Genomic DNA, 17,530 nt, shown 5'->3' on the forward strand with positions numbered 1-17,530 from the left:
CGTCTTATTTGTTTACTTGGGACATTACTTCTTCTACGAAGTTGTCTACTTTTTTCTCAAGACCCTCACCCAGTTCGTAACGAACGAAACGACGGATGGAGATGTTTTCACCAATTTGGCTGATTTTTTCATTCAGCAATTGAGAGATCGTTTTGTCTGGATCTTTAACGAAAGTTTGTTCCATCAGGCAGTACTCTTCGTAGTATTTACCGATACGGCCTTCAACCATTTTTTCAATGATTTTCTCTGGTTTGCCTTCGTTAAGAGCTTGAGCTTTCAGGATTTCTTTTTCTTTTTCCAGCTCATCTGTAGGAACTTCTTCGCGTTTAACGAATTTAGGATTAGCTGCAGCGATTTGCATAGCTACATCTTTAACGAAATCCTTAAATTGATCCGTTTTACCAACGAAGTCAGTTTCACAGTTAACTTCAACCAAGACACCAATGCGTCCACCAGCGTGGATGTAAGATTCTACAACGCCTTCAGTTGCTGCACGGCCTGCTTTGCTTGCTGCTGCAGAAAGACCTTTCTCACGCAATAATTCAGCCGCTTTTGTTACATCACCGTTTGCTTCTTCCAGTGCTTTTTTGCAATCGAGCATACCAGCGCCCGTTCTTTCGCGAAGTTCTTTTACTGCACTCGCATTAACTGCCATTATAAATTCCCTCCAACATTAAGTATTGTACGTACACTCTAAAAAAAGGGCAGTGAGAGGTTATCCACCTGCCAACCACCCTTTTAATTTAGTTTATAACATATGTTCGAATCTATTAAGCGGAAGTTTCTTCGCCTTGGTTAGCTTCGATTACAGCATCAGCCATTTTACCTGTCAGCAATTTAACAGCGCGGATCGCGTCGTCATTACCTGGGATAACATAATCGATCTCATCCGGATCGCAGTTAGTATCAACGATACCTACAATTGGGATACCCAATTTGCGAGCTTCCGCAACAGCGATACGCTCTTTGCGTGGATCGATGATGAACAGGGCGCTTGGCAGGCCTTTCATATTTTTAATACCGCCCAAGAATTTCTCCAGACGATCTTTTTCTTTGCGAAGCAAGATTACTTCTTTTTTAGGCAATACAGCGAATGTACCGTCTTCTTCCCAAGCTTCCAACTGTTTCAAACGATCAATACGTTTTTGAATAGTTTGGAAGTTAGTCAGGGTACCGCCGAGCCAGCGTTGGTTAATGTAGAATTGACCAGCACGTTCAGCTTCTTCTTTAACAGAATCTTGAGCTTGTTTCTTAGTGCCCACGAAAAGAATTTTACCATTCTCTCCTGCGATTCCTTTAACGAAATTGTAAGCCTCTTCGACTTTTTTCACCGTTTTTTGCAAATCGATGATATAAATTCCGTTTCTTTCAGTGAAGATATAACGATCCATTTTTGGGTTCCAACGACGAGTTTGGTGACCGAAGTGTACCCCAGCTTCGAGAAGCTGCTTCATGGAGATTACTGCCATCTTCACACACCTCCTAATATGGTTTTTATTGTGTCCTCCGCCGGCATCATTTTTCGCCAAGACTCTCCATAAGGAAAGCACCCTCAACAAAATTAGCACATGCGTGTGTTTTAACACCGTTATCTAATATAGCATAACTGACTGTCCGATGCAACAGTCTTTGAAGCTAAAATCTACTTTTCGTTTTTTGCTAGTATCGAATCATTTTAAACTTGATATGTAACTCAGGCGCTAATTATTATCAGGCTTTGAAAATGTACCGTTTAATACGCAAAAACCGTCTTGTCCGAGCATGCTCAGTTTGACGGTTCTTTCGTAATTTTTGCGATAATGGATTTGAAACTTTCGCCTTTTTCAAGCGCATAGGTACCCACTTGGATTTTGGTATTGATTCGCTCAGCCTTGCCAGCCTTTATGAATGCTTGAGCATCATCTACGATTCCCGCAGTTTTTAAGTTTGCTGCAACGATCGCCAGACTGTTGCCTGAACGTACTTTGAATGATACTGTTGCGCCTTTCGGATTGCTCGGCGTTATAGGTTCTGTTGTTTTCGGCTCAGTTATCTCTTTCTGCCCTTCAACTTCACTTGTAGAAGGCTCTTGTGGCTTCTCAGGCTCTGCAGGTGTTTCCGTAGAGGTTACTGATTCAGGCGGTGTTGCTGTTTCCCCTTGCAACTCACTGCTTTCTTGCTTTTTCTTCTCTACCCACTCAGCTTCTGTGTACAATTCCTCTTCAGAACCGACCACCTTCATATCCAGGCTTTTTGCGGCTGTTTCCAGCTGTTCTTTCGTCATATTGGCGGTCTGCTCAGGGTCAAGATTACTATCAGATAATGCATTTTGTCCTACTATGGCCAGTTGAAGCAAAACTGCACCAATAATCATACCACTCCCCAGACCAATCCATAAGGATCGCTTGTCCATGACTTAGCTTTCCTCCCGTTCTGCCAGTTGCAGTATTAACTGTACCTCACCACGCTGAATGCCTGTCTGCTTGGATATGGCATCCATCGACTTACCTTCAGCATGTAGATTAAAGAGTTCTGCATATCGATCTTTAATCGATTCACGCCCAGGCAAAGATTCGACTTCACTGGTCTGTAGGTCTGCTTCTAACGCCTGCTGGGCCGCCTCTGCTTGTACACTTTTCACGAGTGCTTGTGCTTGCAAACCTTCGGAAGATTGTACGGATACATCACCGGAATGTGGAACAGGTGATGCGACAGCTTCGTTCTTTTTGCTCTGTTCCAGCTGATCCAACCGCTGCTGTAATTCCTGAAGTTGCAATTGCATACGTTGATCAGCTGCTGTCGCTTCTCCCTTCATTTCAGCCACTCGTTGAATAAGAGCATCATTATCATTTTCGATCTCGGTCATGTAGTGTTCAAGCGTAGATTCCATCTCCTGCACCAGTTGATGCCCAGGCTCTTGCGCCTTGTTTTTCCGAGGCATAATATAAGCGTAGGCGATGGCGCAGGCCCCTAATATGACAATAATGATCCATGGTGACAAATTGGGTTCTCTCCTTCTGATTCAACCATCGGTGCGCAAGACTGCATGTCCATAACAACCATTTATTATAAAGACAGATCTATGTGTTTTCCTTTGTACGGGTGCTCTGCAGGTCTGACAATTTCTTGACCCTGAGCAGTCTCCTGTCCATCCGAACCACTCTGCTGATTCCCATCATTGGTATGACCATCACGCACCGAAGTCTGTGAAGTTTCGTCCATTGCTTCACTACGTTGCCTTGCTTCATTTGCTTCTTTCGCCGTTTGCTCTGCCAAAAGATTCTGATCCGTAATCGGTCGCTGCTGGGCTTCACTTTGATAACGTCCCGCTTCGCTTGTTCGTGGTACCGCAATCTGCAACTCCACTGCTTTGAAACTCATACGCTCACCTCACGGTTTCGAATGGATTTCTTCCTGTGCCTGAATGCTGAACTTAATCGTATGGAACCATCGTAATATCCCCATCATGATAATAAAATGAAATTCGACTCACTGGATCTTTAATAAATTTCGTATATCTGCCGATAACTATTTTAGAGCCTCCATAAATCATCTTCAGAATATCAATACGAGCCTTACTTGTATCTTCAAGTGCCTTTTCAATTTCAAAGATACGCATTTTCGTTTCTTCACTTATACGAAGAGCAGATTTCTGCGTAGCATTCAGCTTGATCCGCATCGACATCTTATCTGGACTTAGTTGTCCAGCGGCAGCTAACTGGTCTAACAATGTCAAAGCCTTCTTTGTCTTGTCCAAGGAGTCCATCTGTTCTCTGGCTTCCTTACGCAAATCATTCAGTTCGTTACGCAGCTTCGGAAGCACACCAACTTCAATGGAAGTGACCGTGGACATGCTGTTGCCCACAACACGCGCCGAGACGTTCTGACCAGCCTGAATCGAGCCACCAACGATAAGACCCTTGGTTCCTGCACAGATGACACCATGGCCAGCACGAATATTGGAATGCATAATACTTTGAGAAACCAGCACATCTTCACCGGCATCCACGTTGCCTTCTTGAATGAAAGTACATTTAACATTATGGCCTGCTTGTACCAGTCCTTTGTTATAACCAATAATACCACCGGTAATTTCGATTGAGCCGCCTGCTTCCAGTTCAGCTCCTTCGACACCTCCGACGACCCGAATGTCACCTGCTGCTTTTACTTTAAATCCGGTAAGTACATTGCCTCGTATGACAACTGTGCCTACAAAGTCGATATTACCGTTATTGTAGTCAACATCACCATTGACTTCATAGACCGGAAACACATTCAGTTTGTTACCGTCCGTTTTGGTAACCAGCCCATCCAGTGCAGCATACATCGCAGAACCATCCGGGTTAATCACAACGTTTTTCCCAACTTTAAATCGAACTTCTTTTCCGGGACGATAAGGAATTTCCTCACCCGTTACTGCCCTGCCTGGTATGCCCTCGCCAGGAGCAATTCGCTCCGCAATGATCTGACCACTACGAACATTGTTTAGCCGGGTCACTTCTTTGTAATCGACGGTTCCATCTTCCGATTCCAGCGGTCGTCGTTCGTTCGTATCGTCCATCCCTACCAGGATCTTGATGAATCCATCTGTTCCCTGAATAGGAGCGATACCTTCGGCAATCTTGTATTTATCTTTTAAATAGGTTTCAGGGTTGCTCACAAAAAGTAATAATGCCTCTCGCGATACACCTTGTTTGATGCCCTTGTTCGCCACAAATTGTTCAAGTTCATCAATCGTGCAGGCAAAGCCTTCTTCCTCTTTGGAAAATTCAAGGTAGGCTGTGCATTTGTCGTCCGATAAAACAATGTTTAAACATTGTTCCAAAGCATTCCGTTGTGTCACTCCGGTTCTTCCCCCTTTTAGACTTTCCACTCCCCAAACTCCAATGATATTACTTCTCTCTATTAATCTTTACGCATCAACAAATCTTTCTGTTTGTCCAACGTGCCGCGTAATCGTAATATTGCCTTGGAATGTAACTGGGATATACGAGACGGAGAAAGAGACATAACCTCAGCAATTTCACTAAGAGAAAGATCTTCGTAATACAAGAGTGAAACAACCGTTCTCTCTTTTACCGTCAACTTGTCAAGCCCTTGCACCAAAGCTTCTTTCAAATAAAACTCGTTCACTTTATAATCCGGATTTTTGGCTTTCTCATCCACCATCAAAGACAGACGAGTCTCAGACTCTTCCTCACGAATTGGGTCCTCCAGCGAGCAAAGTGACATGACTGCCACTTCCTGAAGCATATGTTGAAAATCTTTAGTGGATACGTCCAGATATTCGCTCATTTCCTCATCACTAACGGACCTGAGATAACTTTGTTCCAGCTGTTGATAGGCGTCTTCAATTCGCTTGGCCTTCTCCCGCACAGAACGCGGAACCCAATCACCTTGACGGAGTCCGTCAAGAATGGCTCCGCGGACCCTCCATGATGCATAAGTTTCAAATTGCAGACCACGTTCATAGTCGAACTTCTCCAATGCATCAATTAACCCCATAACGCCATTGCTCTCCAAGTCATCCTTGGGAACATTTTTGGGCAAACCAACAGCCAGTCGACCGGATACATAATTTACAATATGAAGATACTTTTCAATCAAAGTTTTCTTGGCTTCAAGATCTCCATGTTCTTTCCACTTTTCCCACAGATCAGAATGGTTCAAATGTGAAGCTTTACGCTCGTTCAATTGCTTTCACCCTCCTTATTTGTCTGTCAGGTGACGAACGGCCTGCGCCAATTCCTCCGGATCCTTGGTCCGGACAAGTTTAGGCGGATCCAAAGGGGCGAATCCCGTTGGAGCTTTCGTCTCAGATGGCGGAAGATCGTCCCCAGATGAAGCGTTCTGTCCACTCTTGAGCAAATCATTCAGCTCTTGTCCATCGTCTTCGATTTTAATGTCCACCTGTGAACCTCTTTGATCTTGAGCACTTGGTGAATCATAACCATACCCATTTCCCTCGATTTGAGGGTTCAGCAGCAATCCCAATCCCCAGCGTAAACCATATGCAAGGACAAACCAGGCTACGAATCCGATCAATCCGCGAATTAAACTGGTCATCAGCACATTGCTGCTGTATGCTACAAAAAAAGTAAGAATAAACCCAACGATGCCTGCTCCAAGATTAATGCGGTAGTTTCCTATCATAGTCTTATAGTTCCTTTACACCCATTTGTACGCTTCGAATAGTCAAAAGTCCAGTTTCACAATCCATCTCAATCGTTCGTCCATAATTCCCACCCGTATCTTCTGCTAGAAGAGGGATATTGAGTTTTTGAAGCCACTCTCGACAAGAATCTGCATTCCTTGGTCCAATGCGCATTGTATCTCCAGCGCCAGCAAAGGCAAACATCTGAGAGCCTCCGGCCATTTTAGACACAATACGTGAGTGAGAAGCGCCCAGTTTTATCATCTTTTCCAAAAGCTCAGGCAACGCCGTATCCGCATATTTCGCAGTGTTCAGTTTCCCTTCACGGGCGATCTCTGAAGTAGGAAGCATGACATGCGCCATTCCAGCCAGCTTCAAATGTGGGTCATACATTGTTAATCCCACACACGAACCCAAGCCAGTCGTACGGATTACACCAGGAAGATGAGCGATGTTTAAATCCGCCATACCGACTTTAACGACGCTTTTGTCCTCAATCATGGCTCAGTGGCACCCCTAGCGATTCAAATATCTTTGCAAAGGATGGTGGATCCGGAATGAGGAAAAACTGACCCTCAACTTGATCTTCACCTTCAAAGAAAGATGTGTCAATCAACAATGCACTGTCACCCATCTCGCCAAATTGCAGCAAGCCATAACTTAGAATGGCACCTGCCATGTCGATGGCAAGTCCAGGGACAGTTGGATACATAGACAACTTCGTGAAATCTGCCAAAGAAGAAAGATAGGATCCAGCCAAAATATTTCCAATCTCGGAAAGCGCTGATTGTTCCATATCTGTAAAAGCGAGTCCTTCTTTCAGATCAAACCCGGCAAGTCTATTCAACAACATTTTAGCAGCCTCTGGTGTCATCATAAAGAAAAGATTTCCCGGTGCTTCGCCTTCTACACGAAGAAACACGGTAACCACGATGCGTTCACCTCCGCCCACTTTTTCGGCAACTTCTTCAAAAGGGAGCATTTGTACTGTAGGTACACCCATGTCAATCGGTCTGTTGAGGAGTTGAGACAACGCCGTTGCGGCGTTGCCTGCTCCAATGTTACCGACCTCTTTGAGCACATCCATCTGGAATACCTCAAATCGGTTGAACATCTCCACGGTACTAGCCCTCAACACTTTCCAGCTGTACAATCTCGCTTTTATTTAATACTTCGTTTAGGTTGAGCATAATCAACAAGCGTGAATTCTCCAATTTAGCAACACCTCGCAGGTATCTCGCTTTGACGCCGCCAACCACTTCTGGTGGGCTATCGATCGCACTGCTCTTGATATCAATAACATCATTAGCAGAATCTACGATAAAGCCAACTTGCATGTCGTCTACACCTACGATAACAATACGAGTCTGATCCGTGTATTCCGTTTCCGGAAGGGAGAAACGACCGCGTAGATCAATGACCGGAATTACAACACCGCGTAGATTAATAACTCCTTTTACAAAGGAAAGTGTCTTGGGAACACGGGTAATTGGCATCATTCGCTCAATCGTCTGAACCTTGTCTACCTCAATACCATACTCTTCGGAACCCAATTTAAAGACGATGACTTTCAACTCTTCTTCCATGTAAAAAACCTCCCTATTAAATGTAAGACTTAGCTCTATGCTTATTTAATAAATGCATTAGGATCAAGAATCAGGGCTACTTGTCCATCTCCGAGAATGGTTGCTCCAGAGATTCCTTCAATAGCGGGAAGATAGGTTCCCATTGATTTGAGAACAATCTCACTTTGTCCAATAAATTCTTCAACAGCTACGGCTGCAAGACGGTCGCCTTTGCGAATCACAACTATTTCTGTTTCTTGCTCATCAGCGTCATTGAAATCCGGAACGGAGAAAACTTCGCTCAAAGACAAGTACGGAATCAGTGACTCACGGAACGTGATCATTTTATTGCCGTGAATATTACGAACTTGCTCACGTTGTACAATGGCCGTCTCTACAATGGAGGACAACGGAACAGCGTATTTCTCTGAACCAAGTCGTACAAGCATTGCAGCAATAATGGATAGAGTCAACGGAAGCTGAACAGAGAAGTTTGTGCCTTTGCCTGGAGTTGAATGAATCGTTACATTACCGCCAAGCGAAGTGATCTTCGATTTTACTACATCCAAGCCAACGCCTCGGCCAGAGATATCCGAGATAATATCAGCAGTACTAAAACCAGGTGCGAACAACAGTTGATTCACTTCATCGTCACTCATCTTGGCACCTTGTTCTTCGGTTACAACACCACGTTTGATCGCGGTTTTCAAAAGCTTGTCGCGATAGATACCTTTACCATCATCTTCAATCTCGATAAATACGTGATTTCCACTGTGGAAGGCGCGCAGGTTTACTGTACCCATCTCTGGTTTACCTGCAGCTACACGCTCTGCAATGGATTCCACACCATGGTCAACCGCGTTACGCAGTAAATGCACAAGCGGATCACCAATCTCATCAATTACCGTACGATCCAGTTCCGTCTCAGCACCTGTAATCACCAGATCGATTTTTTTATCAAGTGTCTTAGCCAAATCACGGATCATACGCGGGAATCGATTAAATACGGTATCTACCGGAACCATACGCAATTTCAGTACAATATTTTGCAAATCTGTGCTAACTCGACTTAAATGAGCTACTGTATCGGATAAATCATTGTTGCCTGTTTCACTGGCCAGTTGTTCCAGACGTGAACGGTCAATCAACAATTCACTGAACAGGTTCATCAATACGTCGAGACGTTCAATATCCACACGAATGGTACGTGAAGGTGCAGCAGCTTGCTTCGGTGCAACTGTTTTAGCTGGTGCCGTTGTCGCTTCTTCTTTGGGTACAGAATTCTTATCCGGCGAAGCAACCACAGCTACAGCTGTTGGTGCGGGTGGCGCTTCAACTGTAGCTGCTACCTGATTGGCCATCTGCTGAAGAGTCTCCTGATCCAGTTGAATGAGCTTCGCACTTTCAATTTCAGAGATACTCATGATGCCTTCTTCCAGTTCGTGCGCCTCTTTAGTTGTTATGTAATACAACGAGAAACTGCGCTCAAACTTCTCCTGCTCAATATCCTGAACGGATGGGTAAGCCTTAACGACTTCACCTGAACGTTCCAGCATATCAAAGACCATATAAGCCCGTACACCTTTTAACTGGCTATGCTCGCTAACAAGCACATCCACGTAGAACACACGATGACCTTCGGCGATCGACTGATCCAGCACTGAATATTGGAATTCATCCAGCTCCACAGCCGAAGAGATTGAAGCGTTAGCCGGCTTGTTTGTTTCTGTAGCAGGTCCATTTCCGTTTGTCATTTCACCATTTTCAATTGCTTGAAGTGAAGCTACGATTGACGACACATCTGCTTTACCTTTTCCACCTTCGGTAATATCCTGAACCATGGTTTCCAAAGCGTCCAGACTCTTGAACATGGTATCAAAAATGTAATCCTGCATTTTCAACTTCTCATTACGAACCAGATCCAATACATTTTCCATTTTATGTGTCAGTGATGCCAAATCTTCAAAGCCCATAGTTGCTGCCATACCCTTCAAGGTATGAGCAGAGCGGAATATAACCTGAACTATACCCAGGTCTTCCGGATTGCCTTCAAGTTGAAGCATGTTTTCGTTAAGCGATTGCAGATGATCATTAGACTCATCAATAAACATGGATAAATATTGGTTCATGTCCATTGTGAGGCACCTCCTCCGTGAGTTACACTCCGTTATTTCACTGCTTGAACAAGTTTAGACGCAATCTCCTGCAATGGCAGAAGATGACGAACGCATTGCAGCTCTACAGCAGAACGCGGCATACCATATACAACACATGTTTCTTCATTCTCGGCAAAGGTTGATGTAACTCCAGCTTCGTATAATCTCTTCATCATACGTGCTCCATCACTTCCCATTCCCGTCAGCAAAACAAGATGCCTTTGTAAAGATGTAAACGGCAGAAGTGACTCAAACATCGTATCCACTGAAGGTCTATGGCCATTCACTGGTTGATCTTCAGTCAGCTTCACGATAAACTTCCCGTCTGCTGTTTTGTTAACTTTCACATGGAATCCGCCGGGTGCTATATAGGCGGTTCCTTTTTTCAGAACCATGCCTTCTTCAGCTTCAACCACATGCAGTGGACTGAATGTATTCAATCGTTGAGCCAGAGAACGTGTGAAATTGGGCGGCATATGCTGCACAATAATGACCGGTGCAGGCAAATCAGCAGGCAACTGCTCAAGCAATGTCTTGAGAGCCCTCGGTCCACCCGTAGAACAACCTATTGCCACAAGTTTGTTGAATGGTCCTTCCAGCCCCCCTCCACCTTTGGGAACAGGATTAGGCTTGATTACATCCTTGGCTTTTGCAGAGGCAGAGGTTGCCGCTATTTGATCAGCTGCCACTCTAGCTGCATTAGGTAGTCGAACTTCCTTTGGAGTCTGTACTGGATTAGCTGACCTCACTGCTTTTTCTGCCTTCGTCTCCGAATTACGCTCAGCCTTTGGCAAAGGCTCCGGTTTATTCTCTACGCGACCTGGTTTTGAAGGTGACAATGGTTCAATTGGTTTCTTTGCTTTGGCCTGAAAGGCTTCAGTCCGCTCTCGAAGAGAACGTTGACTCGTCTCGACAGGTTCGATCGTTTTTTTCACAGGCTCCGCTCGATCCCTGGCCGGCATTTCTTTCTGCACTGGCTGAGTTGGGGGAACAACTGCTCCTCGCAACATGTCTCTATTTTTCATGGATAACTCACGATCAGCTTTTCTTTTGATCTCATTCATCGCAGCACGCATGCGCTCAACCAAGGCTTTACCAACTTGAGCAATATCCTGGTCATGTGAAATAGATGGTTTGCGAATGAAGTCAAATGCCCCGGCTTCAAGCGCCATAATGGTTTCTTTCATGCCTTGTTCATTGATACCAGAGAGCATAATCACAGGAACGAAGGATTCCTTCATAATTGATTTTAATGCATCCAACCCATTCATTTCGGGCATCTCAACGTCCATTGTAATAATATCGGGTTTCAATTCTAGTGATTTTTGAATCGCTTCTCTACCGTTTGATGCCGTTGCCGTAACCTTGAATTCCGAATCCGCTTGGATCAAATCCGTAACAATCTTACGCATAAAAGCGGAATCATCGACAACCAATACTTGATACGCCGCCATGTTGTGTCACCCCTGTTTCCTTTATTCAGAAATCATGTTGTCCGTTTAAGCCACTTATTCATAAATCCCCTGATTCCTGTCAAGGTTCCGGATCCCGGAGTTGCAGGTACAGCCAGATAACGAAGAGCAAGTTTCTCTATATCTTTGGAGGCTTTGGCATTCGGATAAGCCAGACTATAGGGCATTTGCCTTTTAACCGCCTTGACTACCTGGGCGTCTTCTGAAATATACCCAAGCAGCGGAATATCCGTCTGCAAAAACCGCCTCGCCACTCCAGCTATTTTTTCTGCCACCCGTTCCGCTTCTCGTTCGTCTTCCACCCGGTTAACGATCATCCGAAAGGGCGTAGCATTTTCCTGGCCGTGCATAACTTTGACTAAAGCATAAGCATCGGTTATTGAAGTCGGTTCAGGTGTGGTTATAATCAGGCATTCATCGGCAGCACCGATGAACTTCATATTCTCTCTGGAGAGTCCTGCCCCAGTGTCAAAGATGACATAATCCATCTCCTGGGCAATATCCTCGACTTGACTGGCGAAGAACTCCAGATCACGATCAGACAATGAGAACAACTCTTTCATGCCCGATCCTCCAGCAATGTAAGGCAAGCCACTGGCACCCAGTTGTATGATTTCCCTTATGGATTTTTGTCGGTACAACAGGTGGTAAAGATTATAGGAAGAAGACGTACCCATAAGAACATCAATATTAGCCATTCCAATATCGGCATCAAATACAAGTACCTTTTGCCCCAAAGCCTGCAATGCCAAGGCAAAGTTCAGTGTGAAATTGGATTTACCAACACCTCCCTTACCACTGGCCACAGTAATGATTTTCGAGGATCGAATATCTCGCTCAATGCCTTCCAATTCCAATGGCGCGGAGACCATACTTCGAAGTGCAGCTGCCTGATCCTTCATTGTGAGCATTCTCCCAGCAACTGTTTAGACAACGAATCTGCATCTGGCTCCAACAAATCGTCCGGAACATTTTGTCCATTTGCCACATATGCGAGCTTGAGTGGAAAACGGTGCAACAAGTTAAATAGCGGACCGCAGCTCCCAGTCTCATCCATTTTGGTGAAAATCACCTTATCCAGACCATATTTACTGAAATGTTCCGTGATCTGAACCATATCAGCACTTTTGGAAGTCATGCTCATGACCAGAAAGGTTTCGCTATTCTCTACAGGAGCAAGCAAACTTTGCAGTTCCGAAACAAGTAATTCATTTCTGTAGTTTCTACCCGCTGTATCCATAAAGATCAAATCACAATTCTCTAATCGAGAAATGGCACGTTGTGTATCACCGGGCGATTGCACCACCTCAAGTGGAACATTCAGTATAGATGCATACGTTCTAAGCTGTTCTACTGCCGAGATCCGATACGTATCTGATGTAATGAATCCAACTTTACGCTGTTTTTTGAACATTTGTTCAGCAGCCAATTTTGCAATTGTCGTGGTTTTCCCTACACCGGTTGGTCCAGCTACATAGACGATTCGCGTGGTAGGAAGAATGCCTTCTTCAATACGTTGCTCCAAAAAGTGCATGACCTCAAGCTTCACCACTTGTTCTACATCCTGTTCTTTCAATCCATCCTCAGACCATTTTGCTTGAATTGAATCAAACCAGTATTCCCATACTTCAGGCCAAACCTCTTGTTCTGTCAATCGTTCTCGGATCGTATGCAATTCCTCTGGCACAGGGTCCGCAGAAGTACCTTGCTTTGAAAGCCTGGTCACCATCTGTTTAAGATCCTGCAATTCAGTCATCAACTTATCCTGCTGCAGGTCTGAACCTGTTGGCTTCGGACCAGTTGTTGAACCCGAAAAATCCGCCCCTTGCGGTCGCGGTTTATGATCCGTGCTCGAAGAACCTGAGCCGCTGTCTATGTTTGAACCGATATTACGCGATTCAAACACAGACGGCGCAGCCGTAGATTGGTCCTGTACACTTTGATCAGCTGTATTCGTTGTCGCCGACTCATCTGAAGCCGCAACAAACGAACGAGCTGTTTGCCGATAAGCCTCAGGTACAAATGCACGAGGTACAGGTGTAAATTGATTTTGTACTGGCTTTGTTGTTTGCTTGTTTTTTTCCTTATCCACTGCAGCTACAACTTCGATCCGTTTTTTGCGAAACATTCCCATCACACCGCCCACCTTAATCTCTTTGGTGGACAGAATAACGGCATCACTTCCCAGGTCTTTGCGAATTTGAAGCATAGCTTCGGGCATGGTCTCAACAACGTATTGTTTTACTCTCATAAGTTCACCACCCCGATACTTTGAATTTCAACATTCGGCTCCAACTCGCTGTAGGAAAGCACAGGAATGTCCTGCATTGTACGTTCAATAACCTGACGCAGATACATCCGAATGGTTGGAGAAGTTAATACAACAGGTTGTTGACCTGATTGAATCAAACGGTTTACTTGTTCACTGAGCTTCTGATATACACTTTGTGTAGATACAGGGTCTAGCGCAAGATAACTGCCTTGATCCGATTGTTGCACACTTTCAGCAATTTTCTTCTCAAGACCAGGTCCAACCGTGATCACTCGAAGTGTCTCACCTTTCTGTGAGAACTGCTGAGTAATCTGACGTGAGAGGGATTGTCTGACGTATTCAGTCAGCACATCAGGATCCTTCGTATACGTACCATAGTCAGCCAGTGTCTCGAAGATGGTAACCATATCCCGAATAGATATTTTCTCACGCAATAACTTGGCAAGCACTTTCTGCACATCACCAATGGAAAGTAGAGAAGGGATCAGTTCATCCACAAGCGCAGAATAGTTCTCTCTGAGATTATCCACAAGTGCTTTTGTCTCTTGTCTTCCAAGTAACTCATGCGCATGTTTCTTAATCAGTTCCGTCAGATGTGTAGCCACAACGGAAGGCGGATCAACGACCGTATATCCTGCAAGTTCCGCTCTGTCTTTGGTTACTTCATCAATCCATAGTGCTGGAAGTCCAAAAGCAGGCTCCGTCGTTTCAATACCTGTCACAGACTCCTCATCATAGCCAGGACTCATGGCAAGGTAATGATTCAACAACAGTTCTCCGCCACCTACCACATTACCCTTGATTTTGATAACATACTCATTGGGTCTGAGCTGGATATTATCTCGAATCCGTATGACCGGAACGACCAACCCCAGTTCAAGTGCACACTGCCTCCGAATCATAATGATCCGATCCAATAAGTCCCCACCCTGCTGATTATCAGCAAGTGGTATTAAACCATAACCAAATTCAAACTCAATAGGGTCCACCTGAAGCAGGTTAATTACACTTTCAGGACTTCTAACCTCTTCAATCTGCTGTTCTTCTTCCAACTGTTCTTCCGCTACTTGTTTCAAATTCAGATTATTCTGCATACGCCACGCGGCATATGCCAACACACCTGCCAACGGAAGCGTAGTAATAACATGAATTGGTGTGAAGAAACCGAGCATGGCAATAACGAAAGCTACGATATAAATTAGTATTGGATATGTAAACAGTTGCCCCGTAATATCATCTGCCAAGTTTCCTTCTGATGACGCTCTGGTGACGATAAGTCCTGCTGCTGTGGAAATAAGCAGAGCAGGGATTTGGCTTACCAATCCATCTCCGATAGTCAATACAGAGTACGTTGACATTGCATCTGCGAAAGCCATCCCATGCACAGTCATACCGATAATAAATCCACCAATGAGATTGATCAGGAGGATGATAATACTTGCAATTGCGTCACCTTTTACGAATTTACTTGCTCCATCCATCGCTCCATAGAAATCGGCTTCACGTTCAATTTTGGAACGACGCTCACGAGCTTGTTGCTCGTTGATGAGACCCGCATTCAGATCCGCATCAATACTCATTTGTTTACCAGGCATCGCATCGAGGGTGAATCGGGCAGCAACTTCAGCTACACGCTCAGACCCCTTTGTAATAACGATAAACTGAACGACAACGAGGATCAAAAACACGATAAATCCAATCGCAATTTGCCCTCCAGCAATCCAGCTACCAAAGGTAGCAACTACGGCTCCGGCATCCCCATCACCAAGGATTAGCTTGGTTGTCGATATGTTCAGAGCCAGTCGGAATAGTGTAGTGATCAGCAGCAAAGCTGGAAAAATAGAAAACTGTAACGCTTCTTTGCTGTTCATGGCAACAAGCAGGATCATCAGAGCAATTGAAATATTGACGACCAGCAACAAGTCCAACAGCCAGGTTGGGATCGGAAGAATCATCATCAACACAATGCCAATGATACCCGCAAGGACAGCTATATCTTTAATCTTCAATGAATGTACGGCCTCCGATCCCCTTTTATTTCGTTCTGCCCTTTAGTTTATATACATAAGCCAGCACTTCAGCTACCGCTTGAAACAAATCGGCCGGTATAGCGTCACCAATCTCGGCTCTCTGGAACAATGCCCGTGCTAATGGCTTGTTTTCCATCGTAATAACACCGTTTTCTTTGGCAATTTCCTTAATACGCAAGGCGACATAATCCTGACCTTTGGCAATAATCTGCGGTGCTTCCATCTCGGAACCTTCATACTTTAGCGCAACCGCAAAGTGGGTAGGGTTCGTGATGATTACATCCGCATTCGGTACTTCCTGCATCATACGCTGCATAGCCATACGACGCTGGCGTTCCCGGATTTTACCTTTGATCAGCGGATCACCTTCCATTTTTTTGTACTCGTCCTTAATGTCTTGCTTGGACATACGGATCTTCTTCTCATGATCATACTTCTGATACATGTAATCAAATATCGCAAGTATCATCAATGCCGCTGCAATCTTGATACCAAGACTTAAAGTGATCGACGCAGCGAAATGTAAAATAGCATCCAATGAAAAATGAGAAAGTGAAGCAATATCTGACTGGTAGCCCTTAATTGTACTGTAAACGAGATAGCCGATAATCGACATTTTCAAAATGGATTTAGCAAATTCCACTAATGAACGGAGAGAGAAAATATTTTTGAAACCTTTAATCGGGTCCAGTTTCTCAAGTTTTGGCTTCAAACCTTCCCCTACAAGAAGAAAACCAACTTGCATGTAGTTAACGATCAAAGCAACCAGTACCGCACCCAGCAAAACGGGAGCGATCAATAACAAAACTTCAATGCCATAGCGCATCATAAGCGCCATCACATTCTCTCCGTTGATTTCCATACTCAATCGATTGATAAAGATATCTGTAAACAGACGAACTATTCGTTCTTTATAGAAATTGCTGAATACCATCATGATTAAAAACGCGAACAGGAGAATGGATGCGCCAGATAGTTCAGCGCTTTTGACAACCTGTCCTTTTTTTCGTGTATCCTGTCTCTTTTTCGGGGTAGCTTTCTCCGTCTTCTCCCCTGAAAACAACTGGAGGTCGAGTTGAAGTTTCATCCGTGTCTTTTCCTCCGTTTCACTCAGCCGGGCCTTTGTCCAATGGTTCCAAGCAATTTTTCCATCGATCTGAATATCGCTTCGAACAATTGACTAAATACAAAGGAGAAACTGGGAACCAGCAAAAGCAAAATAGCAAGACCAACGAGTAACTTAAGCGGCAACCCAACTGCAAATACATTAAATTGAGGAGCAGTTTTGGCCAAAAAACCCAATCCAACATCCGTCAAAAACAACGCAACTACAATCGGAGCCGACATCTGAAAAGCCAGCATAAATGATTGACCTAAGGTCTGAATCAAAAATTCAGCGATACTTCCATCTGCCAACCGTAGGAAAAACACATTAGATAATGGTACCCACCGGTAACTGTAAACTATCGCATCCAGCAAATAATGGTGTCCATTCATCGTCAGAAACAGAAGCATAGCAAATGCATACTTCAAGTTACCCGTAAGTGGAGCTGAAGCACCTGTCATTGGATCGTATACATTGGCCATACCAAAACCGATCTGTAGATCGATAAAGGTCCCAGCAGTCTGAACAGCCGTCATCAACAGATAAGCCACAAAACCTAAAAGCAGGCCAATTAGAATCTCTCTGATGATCAATAAAACATAGCTCAGATCGGTGGGTACGGTCTGGTCTATTCCGTAGATCAGATAGACAGACAATGTGACAAATGCAGAGATTCCAATTTTAACTGAAGTTGGAACATTTCGAGCCGAAAAAACCGGCGCAGTTACAAAAAATGATGTGATTCGACAAAACATAAGCAGAGCGACAGGGAAACTTTGCAACAATGTCTCCATCTG

The 17,530-nt window shown here is 44.5% G+C and carries 18 protein-coding genes; all 18 read right to left on the reverse strand.

The genetic code is table 11. The features are described from left to right. Positions 1 to 4: 4 nt before the first annotated feature. The 18 genes from tsf to fliR all read right to left on the reverse strand — a co-directional run bounded on the left by tsf (position 5) and on the right by fliR (position 17,527). Positions 5 to 655 carry a translation elongation factor Ts gene (gene tsf, locus D829_RS0112080; RefSeq protein WP_017689154.1) on the reverse strand — a complete coding sequence of 217 codons (651 nt, stop codon included), beginning with the start codon at positions 653 to 655 and terminating at the stop codon, positions 5 to 7. A 115-nt stretch (positions 656 to 770) separates the two neighbouring features. Then, on the reverse strand, positions 771 to 1,469 hold the full coding sequence (rpsB, locus tag D829_RS0112085; RefSeq protein WP_017689155.1) for a 30S ribosomal protein S2: 699 nt from the start codon (positions 1,467 to 1,469) through the stop codon (positions 771 to 773). Positions 1,470 to 1,765: 296 nt separating this feature from the next. Next, positions 1,766 to 2,392 (reverse strand): endolytic transglycosylase MltG, encoded by a 627-nt coding sequence (locus tag D829_RS0112090; RefSeq protein WP_017689156.1) that lies wholly within the window; start codon positions 2,390 to 2,392, stop codon positions 1,766 to 1,768. 3 nt (positions 2,393 to 2,395) lie between these two features. Further along, a complete protein-coding gene (locus D829_RS0112095; protein WP_017689157.1) occupies positions 2,396 to 2,980 on the reverse strand; it encodes a hypothetical protein in 585 nt (194 codons plus the stop codon). Positions 2,981 to 3,045: 65 nt separating this feature from the next. Beyond that, entirely contained in the window at positions 3,046 to 3,360 is a 315-nt protein-coding gene (locus tag D829_RS0112100; RefSeq protein ID WP_017689158.1) for a hypothetical protein, read from the reverse strand. 52 nt (positions 3,361 to 3,412) lie between these two features. Next, the gene (locus tag D829_RS0112105; RefSeq protein WP_017689159.1) at positions 3,413 to 4,822 is read right to left on the reverse strand and encodes a FapA family protein; all 1,410 of its coding nucleotides are present in this window, start codon (positions 4,820 to 4,822) and stop codon (positions 3,413 to 3,415) included. 62 nt (positions 4,823 to 4,884) lie between these two features. Then, positions 4,885 to 5,673: a FliA/WhiG family RNA polymerase sigma factor gene (locus D829_RS0112110; RefSeq protein WP_017689160.1), complete on the reverse strand. Its 789-nt coding sequence runs from the start codon at positions 5,671 to 5,673 to the stop codon at positions 4,885 to 4,887. Between the two features lie 15 nt (positions 5,674 to 5,688). Next, entirely contained in the window at positions 5,689 to 6,132 is a 444-nt protein-coding gene (locus tag D829_RS0112115; protein ID WP_017689161.1) for a hypothetical protein, read from the reverse strand. A 4-nt stretch (positions 6,133 to 6,136) separates the two neighbouring features. After that, entirely contained in the window at positions 6,137 to 6,634 is a 498-nt protein-coding gene (locus D829_RS0112120) for a chemotaxis protein CheD (protein WP_017689162.1), read from the reverse strand. Then, positions 6,627 to 7,247 (reverse strand): chemotaxis protein CheC, encoded by a 621-nt coding sequence (locus D829_RS0112125; protein ID WP_085981448.1) that lies wholly within the window; start codon positions 7,245 to 7,247, stop codon positions 6,627 to 6,629. The genes D829_RS0112120 and D829_RS0112125 overlap by 8 nt, the downstream gene beginning before the upstream one ends. A gap of 10 nt (positions 7,248 to 7,257) precedes the next feature. Next, a complete protein-coding gene (locus D829_RS0112130; protein ID WP_017689164.1) occupies positions 7,258 to 7,719 on the reverse strand; it encodes a chemotaxis protein CheW in 462 nt (153 codons plus the stop codon). A gap of 41 nt (positions 7,720 to 7,760) precedes the next feature. Further along, the gene (locus tag D829_RS0112135) at positions 7,761 to 9,833 is read right to left on the reverse strand and encodes a chemotaxis protein CheA (RefSeq protein WP_017689165.1); all 2,073 of its coding nucleotides are present in this window, start codon (positions 9,831 to 9,833) and stop codon (positions 7,761 to 7,763) included. A gap of 32 nt (positions 9,834 to 9,865) precedes the next feature. After that, positions 9,866 to 11,308 carry a chemotaxis-specific protein-glutamate methyltransferase CheB gene (gene cheB / locus D829_RS0112140; RefSeq protein ID WP_017689166.1) on the reverse strand — a complete coding sequence of 481 codons (1,443 nt, stop codon included), beginning with the start codon at positions 11,306 to 11,308 and terminating at the stop codon, positions 9,866 to 9,868. 32 nt (positions 11,309 to 11,340) lie between these two features. After that, on the reverse strand, positions 11,341 to 12,228 hold the full coding sequence (locus D829_RS0112145) for a MinD/ParA family protein (protein ID WP_017689167.1): 888 nt from the start codon (positions 12,226 to 12,228) through the stop codon (positions 11,341 to 11,343). After that, entirely contained in the window at positions 12,225 to 13,577 is a 1,353-nt protein-coding gene (gene flhF / locus D829_RS0112150) for a flagellar biosynthesis protein FlhF (protein ID WP_017689168.1), read from the reverse strand. Before flhF ends, D829_RS0112145 begins: the two co-directional genes overlap by 4 nt. Then, a complete protein-coding gene (gene flhA / locus D829_RS0112155; RefSeq protein ID WP_017689169.1) occupies positions 13,574 to 15,607 on the reverse strand; it encodes a flagellar biosynthesis protein FlhA in 2,034 nt (677 codons plus the stop codon). Before flhA ends, flhF begins: the two co-directional genes overlap by 4 nt. Positions 15,608 to 15,632: 25 nt before the next feature. Next, positions 15,633 to 16,715 (reverse strand): flagellar biosynthesis protein FlhB, encoded by a 1,083-nt coding sequence (gene flhB / locus D829_RS0112160; protein ID WP_017689170.1) that lies wholly within the window; start codon positions 16,713 to 16,715, stop codon positions 15,633 to 15,635. Between the two features lie 23 nt (positions 16,716 to 16,738). Then, positions 16,739 to 17,527 carry a flagellar biosynthetic protein FliR gene (gene fliR, locus D829_RS0112165; RefSeq protein WP_017689171.1) on the reverse strand — a complete coding sequence of 263 codons (789 nt, stop codon included), beginning with the start codon at positions 17,525 to 17,527 and terminating at the stop codon, positions 16,739 to 16,741. Positions 17,528 to 17,530: the final 3 nt, after the last annotated feature.

Origin of the sequence: Paenibacillus sp. PAMC 26794 (assembly GCF_000316035.1) — a bacterium.
In the GTDB taxonomy this organism is placed as follows: domain Bacteria; phylum Bacillota; class Bacilli; order Paenibacillales; family Paenibacillaceae; genus Paenibacillus.